Source organism: Paenibacillus sp. HW567 (assembly GCF_000374185.1).
GTDB lineage: Bacteria > Bacillota > Bacilli > Paenibacillales > Paenibacillaceae > Paenibacillus_AQ.
In genome coordinates this window covers 1,235,282-1,255,721 of the sequence record NZ_KB910518.1, presented here as the reverse complement: position 1 = coordinate 1,255,721, position 20,440 = coordinate 1,235,282, and the positions used below count along the sequence as shown (strand labels likewise).

The window sequence follows — 20,440 nt, the reverse complement described above, 5'->3', positions numbered from 1 at the left end:
ATATTTCTAACCTCCATTTGTATATTTCTTACTTTTTACCGAGTTAAAATGACTTCACGTGCAAACCGATTATTTAACGTTCGCCTCCCAGTAGTCACCAACCAGACCTTCCAATATACTGCCGCCGGCCCAGGGCATCAGGCAGAACCATGTGCTGGCCGGGGAGCCATCGCTGTACACCTCCGTGACTAACCCTTCAGAGTGGCAAAATCTCTCGGACATCCAGCCCTTTTTGCCATAGCCAAATTCCTTATCAAAGCGGTTATAGGTCTGACAGCCCCAGCCGACTGTATCCAGCAGCCGCTGCCGGACGTAATCATCCTCACGCTGCTGCACGAAGTAATACAGCTCGTCCACAAGGTTACCGGACATCGGATGGATATGCGGATTGGCGACAGATGTGACGCTTCCCCCGCAGCTTGACCAGCCGATAGTACTGAGCGGCGGCACCTTAACCGGTGAATTATAAGCGAATTTGAAGGTGAACTCATAGTCGAGCGCATCCCTCATATGATCGAGATACAGCTCATCGCCAGTGAGGGCATGCAGGAATCTGACAGCCTTAATGTATGCCAGAATCCCTTCCGAATCCACTGCCTTATCCGCATCAAGCGGAGCCCCGTAACATTCCATGTGCTTCACGTAACACTCATAATAATGCTTCTCGCTGCGTTTAACGCTGTCCAGATGGGCTTTGTCACCCGTGAGGAAGCTGTAGTATGCCGTAGCGGCCATGCACCAAGCTCCGCCGAAGGAATCATATTCAAGCCCGGCCCCCGTCTGCTCGGACAGGATAGCCGGATATTCATCATCCGAGTTTTTGCTCTTCTCCAATATGGGAAGAACCTGTCTCACAAATCCCATCCAATCCTCATGCAGGCAGTTTTTGAACCGCTTTTCAAATGCATAGGCCTTCATTATATAAAATAACGCCTGCGCGCACAGATAAGCAGAATGTCCAGGGGTGCGCATCCCGTCAAACCACCAGCCTTTAGTGCTCCAGCCCCCGTCCTGATACGCCTCATACGGCAGCCCCGATGCAGGGTTCAGGGAGGTCTCGATAATATTCTGGATGCAGGAAAGCGCTTGCTCGCGCATAGGCTCGTCACCAAGCCGCAGGGCAGCCATCAGCACCGGAGTTGCCACAGGTAATCCACCGGTCCAGCTAATTGAAATAATCTTATTGTACCGGTAGCCGCCCGTTTCCTTATCCTCATAGACAAAGGTGGAATAACTCCGTTCCCCGGGGAGCCATGCATAGTGATAGATCGCCTTGGACAAATCGCTTGCAGCCGTTGGAATATCGCTGCCCTGTCTTGGATGCTGATGGTAGCGGCAATAGATTTCTTCAACCGCCGCATTGATGCCCAGCTCGGATTCAGCAGCATATTCATATACATCCACAGTGAACTCCACAGACTCCGCGGCTGCCAGTTCAAAACAATTCCCGCCTAGAGGCGCCCGTTCCTTGACCAGACGCGATTTGATAAACAGCAGGGGAGCGTTCTCATATCCAAGCGTATATCCGACCGTTCCTTTGGCAAGCGAGCAGGAATAGCCGCCATATTGATAGAATTCACCCGGAAGGTCCGGCACCCACTGGGATTTGATCCCATCCCTGCTGATGAAATATGGACTGGCACTAAGGCCAACTATTTTGCCGTTGTCATATACAAGTGCCGCCGGATGCGACAACCGGTCGCTTCGCACCATCCACCAAGGAGAAGAAGGGCGTTCAGGACTTCCTTCTCTCAGTCTGGGGAACTCATTGGGAACATTCTGCGGAGCCTCCCCGCGGTTTCGGCCATACATAAATGCCGGCAGGAAAAAACGCGGATTGACCTTGGCAAACGGCAGCTCCACATGAATGACTCCCGACCACATGGTGCTGCTTAAATTCCGTACCCTTACCCTTGCCTGAAAGGGCTGCCTGGCACTGCCGTCCCCGCCTGTGATCTCTACTGACGCGCTTAGTCCATGTCTGTCCAAGATTGCATATTCCGTATCCTCTTGATGTTTGCTTCTTGCCGTTACAATCAGCTCCATGATCATATCCTCCAGTCTGCTATAGAACGCCTTCAATCCTCATCCTGCATACTAGTAGAGCGTCAGATTTACAATCGTGGAGTTGGGGTGCGGGATGCCCGAAGGACGGAAGGCGTGGAGCGATCCTCCCTCAGGTACACCCCTTCCCAGACGGGGTTCGTTCTTGAATTGGCGTTTGGCCCGGCGTTACGGACTGAGGTGCGCTTATTTCGGATGAAAGTCACGGCTTGGGTAAGTTACGGACACCACGGGCCTTATGATGAAATATTCCGCGCCTAAACGTTCCTTTGGGTGCCCCTAAGCGCGCCTCGGTCCGTTAAGCCGCAACAAGTGGCGTTTTCTTGAAAATAACGGCTCTCAGGTCCATAAGGAGCTGATTTCGCTGCTGCGGCTTCTCTTCACCAACCCCTGAGGGGATGACCTCACCCACAGATTAGCTCTGATGCAGGACTAGGATAATGACATTTTAGAGTAGTTCCAGAGAATAATCCTTGCACATTTCGCTATATTTATTGCGCGAACAGATCAGAAAGTGACACTAGTTTTTGATAATTTCTGTGGGGTTCATGCCGATTATTTTTTTGAACAGCGTACTGAAATAGGGGATGTTCTTGTAGCCGACCTGCTCCGCCACCTCATACACCAGCATATTCCGCTCCATAAGTAATTCCCGCGCCTTCTCAATCCGCACCCGGGTCAGGTAGTTATTGAAGGTCTCTCCGGTGAAATTTTTGAAAATAATTGAAAGATGGTTCCGCGAAATGTACACCTTATCGGAAAGCTCTGCAAGCGTGAGTTCTTCAGCATAATGCTCATGAATATAGCCGGTCATGAAATCAACAATCTGTCTGTGCTTGCTGCTTCCCTTCCACTGCCTGCTGCTGCAGATTCTTGTAATCTTGTCCAGCAGCCAGCTTTCCAGTTGGTCCGGCCCGCTCAGGCTGCCAATCTCCTTGGCAATTTGGTCATGCGTGAACAGGTTATCCAGTACAAGCCCGGATTCATATAACGAATAGGTTATAATTCCCCATAGCTCGCTCCCTAGCATTTGTACGGACCCCTGTGAAACTCCGTCATGCTGCTTCATTTCCGTTATATAGTCAATAACAAGCTGATGGGCCTCGGATTCCTGCGACGCCTTCATTGCAGTGGCCAGCTTATATGAGAATTTGACCGGGAAAAGAGTGGCTCCTACCTGATCGCTGCTGCTATTCTCCTGATATCTGTACACCTCAAAAGCCGGAGCAATCCGTAATGCTCTCTGATCCATTGCCCGGAAGGCCTCCTCCGTGGAGTCAGAAATCTTCGTCCATGTATCCTTAACCCCGCCAATTCCAATACGCGCCACCAGCTTAAGATAGCTGCCAATACTGTCAATCAGCCCAATCCCTAACTCCTCCAGCTTCTTATCCAATTCATCCGGCTTCACGGCACCCGGGTGAATGATCAATAACGCCCTGGTGCTGTGAAGCTCCGTGTATTCCACACCCGTAAATAGCTTACACGCAACTTCACAAGCGATATTGCTGACCGCAAACCGGAACAGATTCCAATCGGATAAGGAGAAGCAACAGGCCCGTTCATCTCGGACCAGTTCAATGCCAACCGTAACATGCTTACGTTCCAGCCAGTAATGATACGCCGGAGGAAGATGGGTACTGTCTTTGTAGGCATGGTCTAACGTACCGACGGCTGCAGAGCGAACCCACTCTTTTTCAACAAAAGGCTCATACAGCTTCATTTTCAGCTCACTTTCCTCCTGCCTGATTCGCTTCTCCTCTTCCTCCTCCAGCTCCCCGATAACTTTGCTTAAGATTGACTTTAGCGTGGGCACACTGATCGGCTTGGAGACATAGTCGCTCACCTGAAACCGGAGTGCCTGTCTTGCATGTTCAAAGTCCGAATAACCGCTCAGAATGATGATTTTGCCTTGAAAGCCCTCCTTCCTGAGCCGCTCCATCATATCCAGGCCGCTCATCACAGGCATATACAGATCAGTGATCACGATGTCCGGCTGGGCAGCACGAATCATCTCCAGTCCATCCTCTCCGTTCAAAGCCTCCCCAACCCATTCAGCTCCCAGCTCATCCCAGGGAATTACCCGCTTCATCCCCTTCAGGACTTGACGCTCATCATCAATGATTGCAATTTTCCACATTAGACCTACCTCCTAAAACTCTGTAAGCACGAAGCGCGGCGGTTACTGCCTTACGGCAATGGGAACGCTTACTAAACTGCCGTTTTCGTAGCTTGACTACAATTTGGAGCTTTCACCCGGGCATCATTCCTTTTTGGCAGGAGGTTCCGCCAGCAAAGGCAGCATAATTTCCACCCGTGTTCCGCCCTCTTCCCGTTCGCTCAGCGTAATTCCGTAGCAATCCCCGAAATACCCGGCGATTCGCTCTCTTACATTGCGTATACCGTAGCCACCTGTATGACGTTTATGCGGGCTGTCTTCAAGCTGCTTCAGACCGGCTCCGTTATCGTCAATGGTAATGTGCAGCGTATCGCCTGTTTGCTCCAGTAAAATAGATACGTAGCCGCTGCGTTGCTTGTTGAATCCATGAACCACGGAATTCTCCACGAACGGCTGTAGCGTAAGCTTCGGAATATATAACGCCTTTAAGTCGTCTGCCGCCTCAATCCGGTACTCAAGTCCGTCCCCCCAGCGCAACTGCTGGATTTCAAGGTAGCACTCTATGTGCAGCAGCTCATCGGCAATCGTGATAAAGCTGTTGCCGTTAGACAAGCCGATCCGAAACATCCGTCCCATCAGCTCCAGAATACGGCTAAGCTCATCCTGTCCGGCCTCAATCGCCATCCAGTTTAGCTGATCCAGCATATTATAGAGAAAATGGGGATTGATATTCGCCTGAAGCGCCTCAATTTCTGCTTTCCGCTGCTGCTCATAACGCCGCTCCAGCGAGAGATACAGCTCCTCAATCCGTTCCTTCTGCTTGCGGTAGCCCGAGAACAAATAACCGAATTCATTCTCATAATCCACCGGAAGCTCTACATTGCCGCCGCCTACGGAGTACACGCGCATAGCGGTTACAAGTTTTTTGATCGGCTTGGTAAACTGCTTACTCAAAAAATCGGTCAGGAGCAAGACCAGCAGCACTGCAGCGATACCAATCAGACCGATCCATTCCGCGAGCTTCAGGCTGCTGGCCGTAATCTGATTCCACGACGTGAATTCGATCAGCGTCCAGATTGAGTTATCCATCCTGGAATAGACAAGCAAGGTATCGCGGGAGCCGGTTGTTGCCGGGATACGGACGTACCCCGATTTGTTGCTCTTAAGATCAATCCACTGGGACCAGTCGTTCTGATCCAGCGTATCGCCAATCTTCATAATCTGCTGCCCTTCGGTATCCGCCATGATCCGGTTCGATCCGTCGGAATTGCCGGTTAACAGCTTCCGGATTTCGTTAGCCTTGATGTGGACGACAAGAACACCAAGATAGTCATTCTCATTGACTATTTTTCTGGAAAAGCTAAGCACAGGAATTTCACCTTGAGCGCTGGAGAAGTTGTACTCTTTAGACCAGCAGAAATCACTCTTCACCAGACATTTCGACCATTCCTGCTTATTTAGATCCCCTAGCTTACGGAACTGAATATAGTTCTGCCGTTCACTTAGGATGGGTTTATCCATATAGAGGTCAATCCCTTGTATCATCGGAATAGCATAGGTCAAATTCGCGAGTGCGCTCTCCACCCCTGCACGTCTGCGGTACCTCTCGAATTCATCCTGCCTGTTGAGAAGAAAATTAACCAGTTCGCTGTCGCGGGAGCTGGACAGTGAAATCTGCTCGATCATGACCAGACGGGTCGTGATTTCATTATTCAGTTCATCCAGCAGCAACTGCTGATAATGGGATGTGGTCTTCACAAGCGCTTTGGAAGAATTGCTGTAGCTTGTCCATGCAGTAACTACGATAACCGTAATAAGCACTATGGCAAAGCTATGAAAAAACAGGCGGTCGATTCTATATTTTTTGAAAGGATTGGTCAAAGGCTACCCCTGCCTCCTTCACTTCCGGTTCAAACGCAATAAACGGTAAAGCAACGAAAGTTATTCGACGCTTTACCGTTAGCAGACGGATGTTTTTTTACATTTTATCCTTTTATTCCTGTTGTTGCAATTCCTTCAACGAAGTATTTCTGCAGGAACATGAAGACGATAGTAGCCGGAACAATGGACACCAGCGACATGGCCAGCAGTTGTCCCCACTCCGCTGCCGATTGAGAATCGTTGATCATACGAAGCGCCAGGCCCACCGTATACTTGTCTACCGTATTGATGTACAGGAGATGCCCGAGGAAATCATCCCAGTTCCACAAGAAGCAGAAAATTGTGACGGTAACGATCGCGGGAAACGCAAGAGGCATGACCACTCTCCAGAAAATACCGAACCAGGAGCATCCGTCAATTTTGGCCGATTCATCAAGCTCTCTTGGAACACCGCGGATAAACTGAATCAGCAGGAAGACGAAGAAGCTGCCGCCTGCTCCGCCCGCAAGCAGATGGGGAATAATAAACGGCAGATACGTATTGACCCAGCCCAACTGATGAAACAGGGCGTATTGAGGGATAATCAGCACCTGTCCCGGCATCATCAGCGTCAGCATCAGAATGGAGAACCAGAAATTCTTCAGCGGAAAATCCAGTCTGGCGAATCCGAAAGCAACCAGCGTGCAGGATAGAAGCGTTGCAATAATTACAGCGATTTCAAGTCCAAAGGTATTGAGATAAAAATCCGTAAACGTATGTCCGGGAACCGAAGTCCACCCCTTGGTAAAGTTGCTCCACTGCGGAGAAGACGGGAAGATCGACGGTGAACTAAGCTCGGTGGGATGCTTCAGGGAAGCTCCGACCCACCAGATAATCGGATAAACCATAATAAGGCTGAAGAGAATCATGAACAGATGACGAGAGATCGGCTTCCATTTTGTTGTTGTCATTTACGTTTTCTCCCTCCAGTGTCTGTTTCATAGAATACCCAATATTTTGAGGTATAAGAGATCAGGACTGTCGCTGCAACAATTGCGATCAGCATAATCCAGGCGAGCGCCGAAGCATACCCCAGTTCATAGCGGCTGAATGCCCGTTCGTACAAATACATTGCATACACATAAGTAGAGTTCATTGGCCCACCGTTCGTAATGACAAAAGCAGAGGTGAACATCTGGAAGGCCCCAATGACCGCCATGATTAAGTTGAAGTAGAGGATTGGCGAAAGCATCGGCAGGGTGATTTTGAAGAATTGAGTCACTTTGTTGGCCCCGTCAACCGAGGATGCCTCATACAGATCATTAGGAATTTGCTTCAGCCCCGCCAGAAAAATTACCATTGTAGAACCGAATTGCCAGACTGTCAGCAGAATCAGCGTGCCAAGCGCCGTGTCGGGACTGGTAATCCAGCCTTTTCCTTCAAAGCCAAAGACACCAATCAGCTTGTTGAAAATCCCATCCACACCGAAGATGTTGCGCCAGAGCAGCGAGACCCCGATACTGCCTCCAATGAGCGAGGGAAAATAAATCGCCGTGCGGTAAGCGCTTATTCCTTTGACCGCCTTGCTGAGAATCATTGCGACAAAAAGCGCCGCTGCAAGCTTCAAAGGCACCGAAGCCAGCACATACGTAAAGGTCACTTTCGCAGATTGTATGAATTTCGGATCGGCGGTAAAAATCCGCTCGTAATTGCGGGTCCCGATCCACTTCATCGGCTGCATCAAGGTGTAGTCGGTAAACGAATAATAAAGGGATAGGAATAATGGATACGCTGTAAGCGCTAGAAACCCGAGCAGCCAGGGTGATATAAACAAATAGCCTGCAAGCGGAGCGTTCCATCTGCTTCGGAAATAGGAGCTTTTTTTCGTTTTTGCAGCAGAAGGGGCTATAGTGGTGGCTGTGGAACGGTTCATCTGTGGTCACCTCTTGTGGTCAATTTTTATACTTTAAGTATATAATCCGCTAACTCCCGGCTAAATGAGAGGAATGCTCGAATTCTTTCAAAATATAACGACAAAAAAAGAAGCGGCATTCACCGCTTCCTCATTTAATAACTCTCAGCGCATCCATATGCGACATTTTTGCTGACTATAGTACAACTCCTATCGCAGCGGCTTCCTTAGGACAGGTACACCGGGCGACACTACGAACAGGTGAAGAAGTTGCAGTGAAAGTTATGCGTCCCGGGGTCGAGGATATTATTGAAATGGATTCGAAATCCATATAATTCCGAATCATCCATCTTCGATTATCCATTGATCAGTTTACTATGAATTGCTGGGATGAAGGCATACCTTTATCCGAACCATGGCCGTTAGACAGATGGTATTCTTTTTCCACTGAACCGTCTGTTCTGGTATAACTGATTAAAAAAACCTGGCCTGTTTCGATTAGCATCGGGTAGTTATTGTAAGGGAGAATATTGTCTACCAGCGGCAGGTTTTTGACATCTTCATAGGCGTCCTCCACTCGCCAAAACTCCCGGTAAGCATAGCCCTTAAACCCGTTCAAATCCTGCTTCCCAAAATACGATGCTGCATACTCCTTGCCCCGTATGCTGATATGATCTACTCTGGACGGCTCAATATCTTTAGCAATCCAGCTTAGGTCTTCAGAGTAAATGTTACTGCCATAGTGAGTCTGTAATTGGTTGGCCATACAAGGAACAGATTGGTTTATAATATCCATTTCAAGCCCGGTATGCGCTGAGCCGTAGATACCCATGACACTCTCGCTGCCCAACTTTTCAAATTCACGGATAAAGTTTTCAGCCATCTTGTTTTCCCGGTATACGTCGTCATTGTGGCTGTAAAAAAACTTACCTTGGTGAATTGCTTCTGCGGTTAAAGTATAACTCTCCGAACCTGTCAAATCGTGTGCCGCAAGATAAGCTAAGAACCGTCTCCCGGTCGTATCATATTGATGCCCGACGTCAGTACCGTGGAAAATCGTCTCAGGACACTCTCTTTTTATTTTTTGGTAAAACGCCTTGGTGTAGGGATTATGAATCGCCGTTCCCTCCCAATCATCGTATAGTTCCTCCAGAATATCGTCATTGTCTGACTGCATCCATAGGTTCAGATATTCGGCAGTAAAAAAGGGCAACTCGACGAACAGATGCCTCATGCCCTCGTTATGGTAGTATTTAGACCACAATGCATATTCCTTATCCAGAATTTTGGCTACGCCGTGAGCTTCACCGTAGAGATAAATTCTGCCGGAAGCTTGCGTCGCCACAAGTGCTTCCTTGGACGGCTGCGTAGACTTGATTATTGCTTCACCTGTAGAGGAATTGCTGCAGGCTGCAAGACTGCTGACCATCATGGCAACGATCAGGGCAAGCAGCAAAGGATATACAACTATTTTTTTCGCTTTGCCTAAGCGGATGAGCTTATTGTCAATCATAATTAGAGATCAACCTTTCATATCACAAAATCCAGAATTAGGTATTTTTACTAATCATAAAATGCGCGCTACCCTTACGCTGCAACAAAACGCACAAGCCGCCGGCTTTGCGTTTGCTTCCTATAACTGCATTCGTTATGTTCTATACTTGATCAATACAAATTTTGGTATAATGAGTTGCAAGCGAAGAACATTCATATCTTTCAAGGAGGTGGTTGTATGATTGAAAGCGACATTAGTGATATTCCCCCGATGATCAAGCCAAAAATGAAAAGGAGATGCTTTTATGAGTTACAACCCCGAAATTCCAAGAAGCCGATATGATAACTATGGTGACCGTGAATGGACGCGCCTTGAAAAAGATGGGCATGGCGAACTTTTATATCAGGTACATCTTGATATTTTGAAGCGTTATCTCAAACTAACCGATAATGTGCTGGAGATTGGTGCGGGTTCAGGAAGATATACTAAAGATATTGTTCCAATGTGTGCAGAATTGACCGTTGCCGATATCTCTAGTCATCAAATTGAATTCAATCAGTCCAAAATGCGCGAGCTCTCACTAATTGACAGCATAAAGGCCTACCATGTTTTAGATGTTCTTGATATGAGTGTTTTTGAGGATTCCTCTTTCGATTGCGTGGTCTGTATAGGCGGTGTAATCAATTATCTTTTGGACAAAGAGACGGCGGGCATACAAGAACTTCTAAGAGTATTAAAGCCGGAGGGCATACTGATTGTAGGGGCTATGAGTTTCATTGGCGCTTCACTTTATTATCTTGAAGGCATACGGTATGAAAAGGACCAATTCGGGCTTGAAGCTACAAGGTGGCTTTTGGATACAGGGATTCAAGACGAAGAGCATTATCCGGTGGAAAGCAAGCATTACGTCCATATGATGAGAAGCACCGAAATGGATGCTTTGTTCGCTCAGTTTCCTGTAAAAGTTCGAGAGAGAAGCTCCGCCGGTCTCTTTACGCAAGCCGGAGACTCTGCTCTAGAAAATGCCCGCAACGACAAAGAATTATGGAAGCTAATTGTCGAAAAAGAAATTGCGTTTACCAAACTACAGGGCACTCTTGATTGTGGAATGAACCTCATCTACGTTGTGCAAAAGTTGTAATTTGCTCTACTATTCGGCATAAAGCAACACGCGGCCATGTTCCAGCCAGAACGTGGCCTTCCTGCTCTTATGGCATTCATGCTGTAAAAACTTGCCGCTACTTGTGATACGGTTCACCGCGATAGCTGAAGCGGTAAGTTTGTCGGGACGTCACGAGAAGCAATTTTAATGCGTATTCTCTTCCACTGAACAAACAGCAGAAGGGGCTTTTCCTATGACCGGAAAAGCCCCTGTATAACGTTGCACCTCGATTGATATTTAGTCGCGTTTCCTGCCTTTAACTTACCTAAGGTATCCGTAGTAATGGCTGTTTCCATCAGGATTCATCCAAGAACCTATTTAAAATGAAGAACATAGACTCCCCCCTATCACAGCACGTAACTTTCAGTCCATTGCTTCTATTCCAGCATCAGAGCTAAATCTGTGGGTGAGGTCATACCCTCAGGGGGTGGTGAAGAGAAATCGCAGCAGCCGATTCGGCCCTTACGGACTAGAGAGCCGTTATTTTCAAGCAAACGCCACTTGTTGCGGCTTAGCGGACCGAGGGGCGCTTATCGTCTCTCCAAGCAACGTTCAGGAGCGGAATATTTCATCATAAGGCCCGTGGAGTCCGTAACTTACCCAAGCCGTGACTCTCATCCGGAATAAGCGCACCTCAGTCCGTAACGCAAGGGCCAAACGCCAATTTAAGAACAAACCCCGTCTGGAAAGGGGGACACCTGAGGGAGGAGCGCTCCACGCCTTCCGTCCTTCGGGCATCTCAGGCCCCTACTCCACCTTTTTAATTCTGACGCTCTGCTAGTCGAACTTTTGCAAAGCTTCAAATAATCGTTTTAAGTAATTTAACAACCCATTTTTCTCCTCGATTGTCCAATCTTCCAACGCTTCTTGCATGATATGCTGTCGGGTGAGACTGATTATGGAATTGATTTCTTCCCCATGCTTCGTCAGTTCGGACATACGTATGCGAGAATCTGAATTTGATGGATAAGTTCGAACTAGCCCGGCCGCCTCCAGCTTATCAATTTGCCGACTGATACTCGAGTAGTTTTTCCCGAGTATCACAGCCAAGTCCCCAACACTAGTCTGTTGGAGATGGGCGATACCACCGAAAACACGGAAGGCTGCGGCTTCCAAATTAACGCCAGCAGCCGCAATCATTTTCTTATCACGGTCCGTCCGATTAATAATGGAAAATAAATCAATCAATGCTTTAAAAATATCATTTTCCATTTATTTGATTTTGACCACTGCACGAGGCATCAATGGCGCACTCCAGGCTTCTTCAATATCTTCCAGCGAAAACTCTGTCGTTGCAATAGTTATCTGTCCTTCAGCGACTAGTTCAAAAACATCCTTAACAGAGGATATCATTTCGAGTTTGGAAACACTCTTACTGCCGCTACCTACCAGTTCAATTTTTGACGACCGGAGAATTGATGAGGGCAACTCGATGTTTTCTTGTCCCGCTGACGTTCCAATGCTTACAAAACGGGTGGCGCGATCTGTACTGTTCTTTGCAATAGCAGACATGATGGCGATTGCGCTTTCGCCCCAAAGGTAATCCAATACAATATCAACGCCTTCAGCTATAACCGGCTGTAAGGCGTTTTCAAAGCTTGTTCCTCCATTGTTGACTGTCATATCAAAAGCAATTTTCTGATCAGCTTCAAGCGCTTGCAGCTTAGATTCGTTGCGTCCCGTTACAATAACCTTTTGGGCTCCAATGCTTTTAGCAATCTGAACAGCTAAGCTGCCGGATGAACCGGTAGCGCCATTAATCAAAACCGTTTGTCCCGGTTTTAAGTGGGCTCGAAATTTTAAAGCAGCCCACGATGACATAGCCGGATTGGCGATGGCTGCTGCGGTGACATCATCAATTCCATCTGGTAAACGGATAATCACCTTTTCACTGACCATTGTTTGCTCGGCCAAACTGCCGTAAGGTGCAGTAGTCATCGCAAAATATACGCGAGAACCGTCTTCAAGAGTCCCTACACCGTCAACACCGGCTACAAGAGGGAAGGTCAATTCGGATGAGTAATGTAAGCCCATAGATCGGAACTTGCTGAGTCGACTTAAGCCCGCTGCCTGCACGTTCACCAAAACCTGTCCCTCTGCTGCGACTGGCGAAGCAATTTCGCCAATAACGGGAAATGCCCCCTTTTCCTTCACAATTGCTGCCTGCATAGTTTTTAACCCTTCTTCCATTGAATTATATGTGCATATTGCACATAATTCATCATAACATAATTATGTGCAATATGCACATAAAATTCAAATCTCCTTTCTGCACCCCTTATTGGCGGACAACCCGAGATTAATTTATCGACATTTCTGACCCTTTTCTTTCCCGGCTTTGGGGAGCGTATCGGTTCACGATGGCCTCTCCCTTCGTGGGATATGATGAGAATGTTCCACTCAAAAACCGATAGTCCTATGTATCTTTTCAGCGTTTTCTTAGCTCGAAGCGTACACATATATACAAGTCCATGCCCATAAGAAATCTCGTAAAAAACTTGCCGCTACTTGTGATACGGTTCACCGTGATTGCTGAAGCCGCAAGTTTTAGGGCCATCCTACGTGGACGGCCCATTTAGAGGGGCGAAATGCAGAAGAATTTCAGATGCAGTTCATCCATCGGGATGATCTCGTTGTTCTAGGTATTTATTGGTCCTATACTACTTCAAAAGTGTTAATCATGGAGTTGTTGGAGAGTAGATGCAGGCTATTGTGAGACGTATAGGTCAAGCTTGTCTTGTCTCTGGACTCTTTTTTTGAACTTTCCGCTCAATTATTGTCCTAGAATGTCAGCGACAAGGGTAGGCTCTGCAGGTTCCCAAATTAGTCTCTTCCGTGTCCAGGCATTCGACGTCGGATTGTCCATTATAACGAATGGTGTAAGCCATCCGAAATGATCCTCAGCAGCTTCAGGGGAAATGCTGGACACCGGCAGGTTTAGATGCTGGCCGATTGCCTCAGCAATGTTCCGAAAGGGGATGGCCTCTTCACCAGCGCCATGTAACCGTGAACCAGCCGGAGCAGATTCCAGAGCCAACCGATACAGCTTAGCCGCATCAAGCCGATGTAGGGCAGGCCAGTGGTTCGCTCCGTCGCCTACGTATGCTGAAACACCTTTTTGACGGGCAATCTCTGCCAGAAGTGTAGCGAAGCCCTGACTAATGGTGTCATGTACACATGGAGCGAGCCTCACCGCAGATGACCGTACATTACGCTCAGCCAATGCAATTGCCATGTTCTCCGCTGTACTTCGTGATAACCCGGGCGACCCGTCCTGCCCCTGATCATCTTCTGTGGCCGGTCGTCCTAATGACGTAACCATAGTTGTTACTGACGTCATCACAAACGGTTTTCCAGAGCCGGCAAGGGTATCTCCAATTGCTTCAATGGCATGAAGATCGTCTGTAATTGCTCCGGCTACGTCCATGAAAGTATTGTCAAACGCTAAATGGATGACGCCGTCGGCTTCTGCAGCCCCGCTTCGCAGACGATCATGGTCCCCCAGACTGCCGCGAAGCGCTTCGGCCCCAATCGCATGGAGTGCGGCAGCGCCCTTATCTGAACGGGCAAGTCCGACAACCTCATGACCAGCATGTATAAGCTCCTTGACAACAGCAGATCCAATAAAACCAGTAGCACCTGTAACAAAAACACGCATAATTAAATCCTCCTAAGCACTTCATGATAGGATCATCCATACGCCATCGCATGGACTACTCAATCCCATTATTACTGAAGTCTCAAAAAGATTGTTGCCCGTTCCACGCAACTTATTGCCTGATTCTCCTGAGGTGAACGTAATATTTATTAGCTTCTATCATTGATGCACTTCACTTGTGAGTCTGCTATGCAATCTAGCCATATCCCTTCCTGGCGGATTTCCAAAATAGCTGCGGTAATCACGGCTGAACTGTGAGGCACTTGCATACCCCACCCACTGTGAAGCTGTAATTGCATCCATTTTCTTGGATAACATAAGGTTCCTGGCTTCCTGCAAACGCAGTTCTTTTTGGTATTTCAACGGACTCATAGAGGTAACAGCCTTAAAATGCTTGTGAAAAATAGAAACACTCATGTGGGAAAGACTTGCCAGTTCTGAAACTTTCATAGGCTGAATGAAGTTGCTGCGCAGCCACTCAATCGCCTTAGCGACCTGTCGAACAGATGTGTCGGCAAAACCCATTTCGGCGATGTTAATACCGATCGGGCTTAGCAGCAGCCGCATTAAAATCTCATCCTTAACAATGGGCGCAAGTAATTCCGTATCACTTGGATGGTGCAGGCATTCTATCAATCTCGTTACAGCATTGATTATACCTGCGTCAGCCTCAGCAGTATAACCTACACACCGTGTTGGTACAGAGGGCAGCCCCCGTGGATACACTTTTGGAACAAACTCCGCAATTTTTTCCGGGTCCAGGGTCAATCCAATGCCGATAAAAGGTTGCTGCGCAGTTGCCTGTATCGTTCTCAGCGAAACGGGTAAGGCAACCGGTATCATGAACATACGGGATTTGCCGATTTGAAAAGCTTCCTTATCTAACATAACAGTCTTTACTCCCTGCGCAACAATTAAGACGGAAGGCAAATAAAAAGCTTTCTCCCAGTCCACACCTGTTTTGGAATAGCGCCTGATATGCAGTCCCGGAATAGGCTGGCTAAAGATACCGTCACTCTGAACATTATTGTTGATTACGCGTACCAACTGACTTATTTCTGCGTCATGTACTGTCTTGTCATTCATTGTTCCGGATTGTTCAAAATAACCGTCTGTCAATTTAAATACCCTCTTTCCGGGATCTGGCCAATTCGAATTACATTCTTTTCAAACATTAACTCAAAGTGTAATGCAACTATATTCAAATAGCGAGCATTCCGATTTATTACTAATTATGATACGGTTCACCGCGAATGATCTGGAACTAAAAAAAAACAAAGGCTGCCCCAAGCAGCCATTTTACGGCTTTTTGGGACAGCCCCATACATCCTTGAATTATTTTTCGTAAGATTGAGCCGCCTCTTTTAACTGCTCATAGGCTTGCTCCGGGGTGACCTTTTTAAAGCTCAACTGATCCCGGATAAGCACCCAGTCTTTGTCAATAAAGTTCGTCCAGCCGCCTGCTCCGGGAGACCAGGCTTGACCATCCGGCTCTGTGGCGCGGAGAAGTCCTAGACCTACCTTATCCAGATCACTCATGCTGGCTTCCAGAGAAGCCGCTATTTCCTTGTTGGCCGGCAGGCCGCGGAAGGTTTGCAGAATGTTCCCTGCTTCCTGACTGTTCACGAACCAGTTAACGAACTTTTTAGCTTCCTCTGCATGCTTGGAATCCTTGGAGACGGCCAGGAACATGGATGGCTTCAGCCATCCGCCTGCTTCTTCTGCACGCGGCATAGTTACCAGCGCATAAGCGCCTGGCTTGATACTGTCCCAGGTACCCAGGTTATTGGAGAAGCTATACCGGAACAACACTTTGCCCGCTGCCATCAAATCCATTTGCGGATCATTTTCCTTATCGGATGCGTTGACGTCAGCCGGAGGAACCAGCCCTTCATTGCGAAGCTCCTCGAATTTCTTGGTCCAATCTAAGAACGTAGCCTGATCGACGTTGAAGTGGCCATCCTCCGTAATAACCTGCCCTTTACCCTTGGCGTATTGGTAGGCGGAATACATAAAATAGTTGCCCGCATAGTCCAAGGTAAAGTATTGTCCGCTTGGCAGCTTGGATTTGGATTCCTTGGCTAAAGCGAAGAAATCGTCCCAAGTCCAGCCATTTGCGGGATTTGCAATTCCGAGCTTATCCATCGAGGCCTTGTCATACACCATACCGAACGCTACCGAGCCTAGCGGAACAGCATATTGCTTGCCGTCACGTTGGCCTCCGGACAGCAGCTTCTCATCAAATTTACTCACATCAACCTCTGGCGCCAGCTCAATCAATTGCTTGCGTGACATCCAGTCCGGCGTCCAGCCCGGATCAAGCTGAACGATATCCGGTGCATTATTGGCCGCTGCCTGAGTCGATAATTTGTCCAAGTAACCATCCATACCGGAATATTCCGGTTCAAAGGTTACATTCGGATTGTTTTTGGTGTACAAATCCAGCGCAGCCAAGGTTGCCTCATGGCGTGGCTGGGAGCCCCACCACATAATACGCAACTTGACAGGTTCATTGCTTGGTGCAGCCGTTTTGGCAGTGTCAGTGCTGGCAGGCGCTGTAGCAGATCCGGCATTGTTTGTGGTCTCTCCGCCACCTCCGCAAGCAGCCAATGTTCCCAGCAGGGCTGTCATGGCCAAGACAGTAAGAGAACGCTTCCATTTCAACATCTTTAACCCTCCTACTTCAACTCTATATTGTCTAGCTTCAAAATTATAGTAACAATAATGAGTTGAAGTTTATATGAGGGCAATGCACGATTTATTTTAAAATCGCACGGAAATGAGATTGTGGAGCATTAGTGAAATTAATAGGCCAAATCCGTCTCTGCTTCATAAGTGACACTGGTGACGGTGCTGCCGCCAAGATTACCTACAAAGGTTGTGACACTTTGGGCAGGAAGCTGGGCTGTAAAGGAGCCATTCGACAAATTGATGGACGAACCGGCTGCAACCTTCCTGCTGGCATCCGTGATCCATGTGGATACGCTCGATGCGGTCCCGTTTTGCAGGACGAATTTTTGATTTACTGCTGAAGTTCCCTTGTTAATGGCAACAATAACAACCTTGTTGTCGCCTTTATAGGCGGAGGTGTAAATGTTTGTATCGGGATTCTTTGTTGCGTCAACCCTTACGTATCCGGGACGGATGAACTTCGAGAATTGAGCCATGCTGTCCCCGCGTTTGCTGATGGTTCCATCCTCATTCATAGGACCGTATTGTCTGCGGATGTACCACCACACATATGCCTGGAAATTGGCCTCTACCATGGAATTGTGCATATGATAGGCAACCTCCAGAGCCTCCGGCCAGAGATTGGCAGAGTTATTGTTGCTGTTCGGATAGTATACTTCCGTCATCCAGAGCTCTTTTCCTGCCCCCTTTTGTTCAAACAGCGGATATGGGAAATTATTAAACGAAGTGCCATAGGTGTGTGTACCCAGAATGTCCATATTGGCAAGAGCCTGCGGATCGTTCAAGATGGGGTCCGACATATTTTTCAGATAAGAAAATGACTCAGGCGCAATGACTCTGCAATTGATAGTCCCGGCATAATTTTTCATAAAGTTAAGCATTTCTGCTGGTGTCCACCAGGTCCAGGTATGGGCATAGTCCGGCTCATTCTGGACAGAAATCGCATACAGATTTACACCATTATTTTTCATGTATGTCACAAAATCATTCAGATGCTGCGCATACGCGGCGTACTTATCGTATCTCAGACGTTTGGCGGATGTATCGCCGTTGCGGTTGAAGGTCTCAGTCATATCACTCGGAGGATTCCACGGCGAAGCAAACACGATGGCTCCATGCGCAATTGCGCTTTTTGCAGTATCAACCTCTCTATACCAGTTATTTCTGTTGTCGTCCACATAGATTCTCAGTACAGAAAACCCTAACTGATTCGCGCCATTGCCAAAGGCCGTTTCTCTCTGCGCTGCTGTCAAATCTCCAATCCAAGCCGGAAGGTTGATTCCCCCAAATCCGCGGATCACTTGTTTTTGTGCCGATAAGTTGACGGTCACATTGCTTGCCGCTGAAGCTTCGGGAGGTGCCGGCACAAACATTAATGATAGCGTGGTTACACATGCCAATAATAGACTGATTGGTTTTTTCAAACGTGAAATCATTCATTCATCTCCTCATCAAATGATCTTCCCCATAGATAGAAATATTGAACATATGAATTCAGATGCCTGCTCTGACCACCCCCTTTCGTACCAAAAACAAAAAATGAAGCCTCCTCTTCAATAATCCTTTATACTTGGAATATCCATATTAAATCGCTTACATTTCATGACGGCTGCATACTTAATAATTGCAATAAGTTTCCTGCCGCGATAATCTAATGACATTTTAATGAAATTATGGAATATTTTCATTGCGTATTCTGATGTAACTATTGCGCGAACAGATCAGGAGGTTACTCATGAACGAGCCCTTTGAGCTTCGATATGATCCCATAAGAAAAGATCTTCTCTACCTTCACAGGATTACTACATTCAATATGGGAACTTTCTATCACCGGCATGACGCATACGAGCTGTACCTTTTTCTCCGGGGCAACGTCAACCTTTATATCGAGAATAGCTGCTACCATATGGAGCGGGGCGATTTGCTTGTCATGAATCCGGAAGAAATGCACCGTTCCTTCAGCCTGGATGAATCTGAATATGAACGGATTACCATTAACCTGCAGAAATCTTACCTGCATCGCCTTTCCACACCGGCAACCAATTTATGCGGGTGTTTCGACTTCCGTCCGAAGGGAAAAGGCAATATCGTCCATCTCGACGAATCCCAGTTGAAGCAGCTTTTACAATTAACCGGTGATCTGGAGAGAGTTCTTACATCAGATGCGTATGGATCAGATATCAGGGTGAATAGCTACGTCGCTCAGTTATTAGTGTTAACCAACACTATCTTTCAGAATGCCAGCTTTATCCCTACCGATATCATGCCGGAGCTGGTCCGCAAAACTATGGATTATATCGAAGCTCATCTCGCGCAGGACATCTCGCTTGAACAACTGGCCGCTGCATTTTATCTGAACAGCACATATATCAGCCGCCAGTTCAAAAAGCATACAGGGCTAACGCTTCGTTCGTATATATTGGACCGCCGGGTCTCCTTGGCTAAATCCTATCTCTGCGAGGGCCTCAGCATCACTGAAGCCTGCTATCAATCCGGATTCAGCGATTATGCCAACTTTATTCGGAGTTTCACCAAGATCGCCGGAATCTCACCCGGGAAATTCGCCAAAAAAAGCGCAAGTCTCTCATAAAGAAAGACTTGCGCGATAGTGTCTATCCAATAAATACGCATTACAGAGGTGCTGACTATGAATTCAATGTATTATGATTTCAGCGGACGTTCAATTTGTAGAGGGAACGGTTACAAGCCTCCAAATTCACATCAATGGGGACCGGGTGTCCGCGATGTTTATGCCCTGCATTATATTGCAAGCGGAAAGGGCTATCTGAAGACAGGCCAGGCCACCTTCCCGTTGAAGACGGGAGAAAGCTTTATTATTTTCCCTCATATGGAAGTGTATTATTATCCTGACCCGCAGGACCCGTGGGAGTATTTCTGGATTGAATTTAGCGGGGCAGAGGCATCGCGCCTCATGTCGATGATTCATATTGCGCCTGATCATCCGGTCGTGGCGGCCTCTCCGCAAGATCTCAAGCCATTGTTCCATAAGGTCAAGACCGCGGGAATAGAACCGTTCGAGCAAGAGCGTTCAGATGCAGGACTGCATCTTTTACTATCCTATTACATGGAGTACTACCCTAGTGACAGAGCCTTTCTCACAAAAGACTACGCATTATCCGCAAAGGAATATATCGAAAGCCACTTTTGGAAGCCTTCCTTATCTGTTCTGGATGTAGTGGAATTTGTGAAGATTGAGCGCAGCTATTTGTTTCGGTTATTCAAGGAAGAGAACGGCATATCCATTTCCGGTTATATTACCGCCTTCAGAATTCGGCGTGCCTGCGAGTTACTGGAACAATCTCAGTTGTCCATCAAGTCATTGGCTTATTCAGTTGGCTATAGGGACCCGCTATATTTTTCAAAAGCATTCAAAAAAGCAACCTCGTATACCCCAACGCAATATAGAACGGTACACGGCACAGCAAAGACCCCCTTGATTCTATAATGGAGCACCCTGC

The 20,440-nt window shown here is 47.5% G+C and carries 16 protein-coding genes and 1 pseudogene; 5 read left to right on the top strand and 12 right to left on the bottom strand.

The features are described from left to right. Positions 1 to 69: 69 nt before the first annotated feature. The 5 genes from B212_RS0105530 to B212_RS0105510 all read right to left on the bottom strand — a co-directional run bounded on the left by B212_RS0105530 (position 70) and on the right by B212_RS0105510 (position 7,976). Positions 70 to 2,046, bottom strand: a complete 1,977-nt coding sequence (locus B212_RS0105530) for a hypothetical protein (protein ID WP_019909464.1) — start codon at positions 2,044 to 2,046, stop codon at positions 70 to 72. Between the two features lie 538 nt (positions 2,047 to 2,584). Further along, a complete protein-coding gene (locus B212_RS0105525) occupies positions 2,585 to 4,204 on the bottom strand; it encodes a response regulator transcription factor (RefSeq protein WP_019909463.1) in 1,620 nt (539 codons plus the stop codon). 123 nt (positions 4,205 to 4,327) lie between these two features. Next, positions 4,328 to 6,064: a sensor histidine kinase gene (locus tag B212_RS0105520; RefSeq protein WP_019909462.1), complete on the bottom strand. Its 1,737-nt coding sequence runs from the start codon at positions 6,062 to 6,064 to the stop codon at positions 4,328 to 4,330. A 104-nt stretch (positions 6,065 to 6,168) separates the two neighbouring features. Beyond that, entirely contained in the window at positions 6,169 to 7,014 is an 846-nt protein-coding gene (locus B212_RS0105515; RefSeq protein WP_019909461.1) for a carbohydrate ABC transporter permease, read from the bottom strand. Beyond that, on the bottom strand, positions 7,011 to 7,976 hold the full coding sequence (locus tag B212_RS0105510; protein ID WP_019909460.1) for a carbohydrate ABC transporter permease: 966 nt from the start codon (positions 7,974 to 7,976) through the stop codon (positions 7,011 to 7,013). Before B212_RS0105510 ends, B212_RS0105515 begins: the two co-directional genes overlap by 4 nt. A gap of 137 nt (positions 7,977 to 8,113) precedes the next feature. Here B212_RS0105510 and B212_RS33695 point away from each other — a divergent pair, with 137 nt between their 5' ends. Continuing rightward, on the top strand, positions 8,114 to 8,290 hold the full coding sequence (locus tag B212_RS33695; RefSeq protein ID WP_084673392.1) for an AarF/UbiB family protein: 177 nt from the start codon (positions 8,114 to 8,116) through the stop codon (positions 8,288 to 8,290). Between the two features lie 32 nt (positions 8,291 to 8,322). On the opposite strand, the gene B212_RS0105505 is transcribed toward B212_RS33695, so the two are convergent. Continuing rightward, the gene (locus tag B212_RS0105505; protein ID WP_019909459.1) at positions 8,323 to 9,468 is read right to left on the bottom strand and encodes a hypothetical protein; all 1,146 of its coding nucleotides are present in this window, start codon (positions 9,466 to 9,468) and stop codon (positions 8,323 to 8,325) included. Positions 9,469 to 9,754: 286 nt separating this feature from the next. On the opposite strand from B212_RS0105505, the gene B212_RS0105500 reads away from it, so the two are divergent. After that, positions 9,755 to 10,591 carry a class I SAM-dependent methyltransferase gene (locus B212_RS0105500; protein ID WP_019909458.1) on the top strand — a complete coding sequence of 279 codons (837 nt, stop codon included), beginning with the start codon at positions 9,755 to 9,757 and terminating at the stop codon, positions 10,589 to 10,591. A gap of 798 nt (positions 10,592 to 11,389) precedes the next feature. Here B212_RS0105500 and B212_RS0105495 read toward each other — a convergent pair. Then, complete coding sequence (locus B212_RS0105495; protein ID WP_019909457.1) at positions 11,390 to 11,824, bottom strand: MarR family winged helix-turn-helix transcriptional regulator; 435 nt, start codon at positions 11,822 to 11,824, stop codon at positions 11,390 to 11,392. Next, positions 11,825 to 12,781, bottom strand: a complete 957-nt coding sequence (locus tag B212_RS0105490) for a quinone oxidoreductase family protein (protein ID WP_019909456.1) — start codon at positions 12,779 to 12,781, stop codon at positions 11,825 to 11,827. Positions 12,782 to 13,199: 418 nt separating this feature from the next. Between B212_RS0105490 and B212_RS35875 the strand changes: the two are divergent. Next, a pseudogene (locus tag B212_RS35875) lies at positions 13,200 to 13,328 on the top strand (hypothetical protein); the annotation flags it as partial. A gap of 57 nt (positions 13,329 to 13,385) precedes the next feature. Here B212_RS35875 and B212_RS0105485 read toward each other — a convergent pair. The 4 genes from B212_RS0105485 to B212_RS0105470 form a co-directional block, all read right to left on the bottom strand. Then, positions 13,386 to 14,270, bottom strand: a complete 885-nt coding sequence (locus B212_RS0105485) for an SDR family oxidoreductase (RefSeq protein ID WP_019909455.1) — start codon at positions 14,268 to 14,270, stop codon at positions 13,386 to 13,388. A gap of 159 nt (positions 14,271 to 14,429) precedes the next feature. Next, positions 14,430 to 15,389, bottom strand: coding sequence for an AraC family transcriptional regulator (locus B212_RS0105480; RefSeq protein ID WP_019909453.1), 960 nt, complete (start codon positions 15,387 to 15,389; stop codon positions 14,430 to 14,432). A 216-nt stretch (positions 15,390 to 15,605) separates the two neighbouring features. Further along, complete coding sequence (locus B212_RS0105475) at positions 15,606 to 16,937, bottom strand: ABC transporter substrate-binding protein (protein ID WP_019909452.1); 1,332 nt, start codon at positions 16,935 to 16,937, stop codon at positions 15,606 to 15,608. Positions 16,938 to 17,074: 137 nt separating this feature from the next. After that, positions 17,075 to 18,397, bottom strand: a complete 1,323-nt coding sequence (locus tag B212_RS0105470; protein WP_019909451.1) for a glycoside hydrolase family 30 beta sandwich domain-containing protein — start codon at positions 18,395 to 18,397, stop codon at positions 17,075 to 17,077. A gap of 299 nt (positions 18,398 to 18,696) precedes the next feature. Here B212_RS0105470 and B212_RS0105465 point away from each other — a divergent pair, with 299 nt between their 5' ends. Continuing rightward, positions 18,697 to 19,551, top strand: a complete 855-nt coding sequence (locus tag B212_RS0105465) for an AraC family transcriptional regulator (RefSeq protein WP_019909450.1) — start codon at positions 18,697 to 18,699, stop codon at positions 19,549 to 19,551. Positions 19,552 to 19,608: 57 nt separating this feature from the next. Beyond that, positions 19,609 to 20,427 carry an AraC family transcriptional regulator gene (locus B212_RS0105460; RefSeq protein ID WP_019909449.1) on the top strand — a complete coding sequence of 273 codons (819 nt, stop codon included), beginning with the start codon at positions 19,609 to 19,611 and terminating at the stop codon, positions 20,425 to 20,427. Positions 20,428 to 20,440: the final 13 nt, after the last annotated feature.

Bases quoted from the DNA above. Each gene is read 5' to 3' on its own strand.
- B212_RS0105530 (WP_019909464.1), bottom strand. From the start codon at position 2,046: ATGGAGCTGATTGTAACGGCAAGAAGCAAACATCAAGAGGATACGGAA.
- B212_RS0105525 (WP_019909463.1), bottom strand. From the start codon at position 4,204: ATGTGGAAAATTGCAATCATTGATGATGAGCGTCAAGTCCTGAAGGGG.
- B212_RS0105515 (WP_019909461.1), bottom strand. From the start codon at position 7,014: ATGACAACAACAAAATGGAAGCCGATCTCTCGTCATCTGTTCATGATT.
- B212_RS0105510 (WP_019909460.1), bottom strand. From the start codon at position 7,976: ATGAACCGTTCCACAGCCACCACTATAGCCCCTTCTGCTGCAAAAACG.
- B212_RS0105505 (WP_019909459.1), bottom strand. From the start codon at position 9,468: ATGATTGACAATAAGCTCATCCGCTTAGGCAAAGCGAAAAAAATAGTT.
- B212_RS0105500 (WP_019909458.1), top strand. From the start codon at position 9,755: ATGAGTTACAACCCCGAAATTCCAAGAAGCCGATATGATAACTATGGT.
- B212_RS0105495 (WP_019909457.1), bottom strand. From the start codon at position 11,824: ATGGAAAATGATATTTTTAAAGCATTGATTGATTTATTTTCCATTATT.
- B212_RS0105490 (WP_019909456.1), bottom strand. From the start codon at position 12,781: ATGCAGGCAGCAATTGTGAAGGAAAAGGGGGCATTTCCCGTTATTGGC.
- B212_RS0105485 (WP_019909455.1), bottom strand. From the start codon at position 14,270: ATGCGTGTTTTTGTTACAGGTGCTACTGGTTTTATTGGATCTGCTGTT.
- B212_RS0105475 (WP_019909452.1), bottom strand. From the start codon at position 16,937: ATGTTGAAATGGAAGCGTTCTCTTACTGTCTTGGCCATGACAGCCCTG.
- B212_RS0105470 (WP_019909451.1), bottom strand. From the start codon at position 18,397: ATGATTTCACGTTTGAAAAAACCAATCAGTCTATTATTGGCATGTGTA.
- B212_RS0105465 (WP_019909450.1), top strand. From the start codon at position 18,697: ATGAACGAGCCCTTTGAGCTTCGATATGATCCCATAAGAAAAGATCTT.
- B212_RS0105460 (WP_019909449.1), top strand. From the start codon at position 19,609: ATGAATTCAATGTATTATGATTTCAGCGGACGTTCAATTTGTAGAGGG.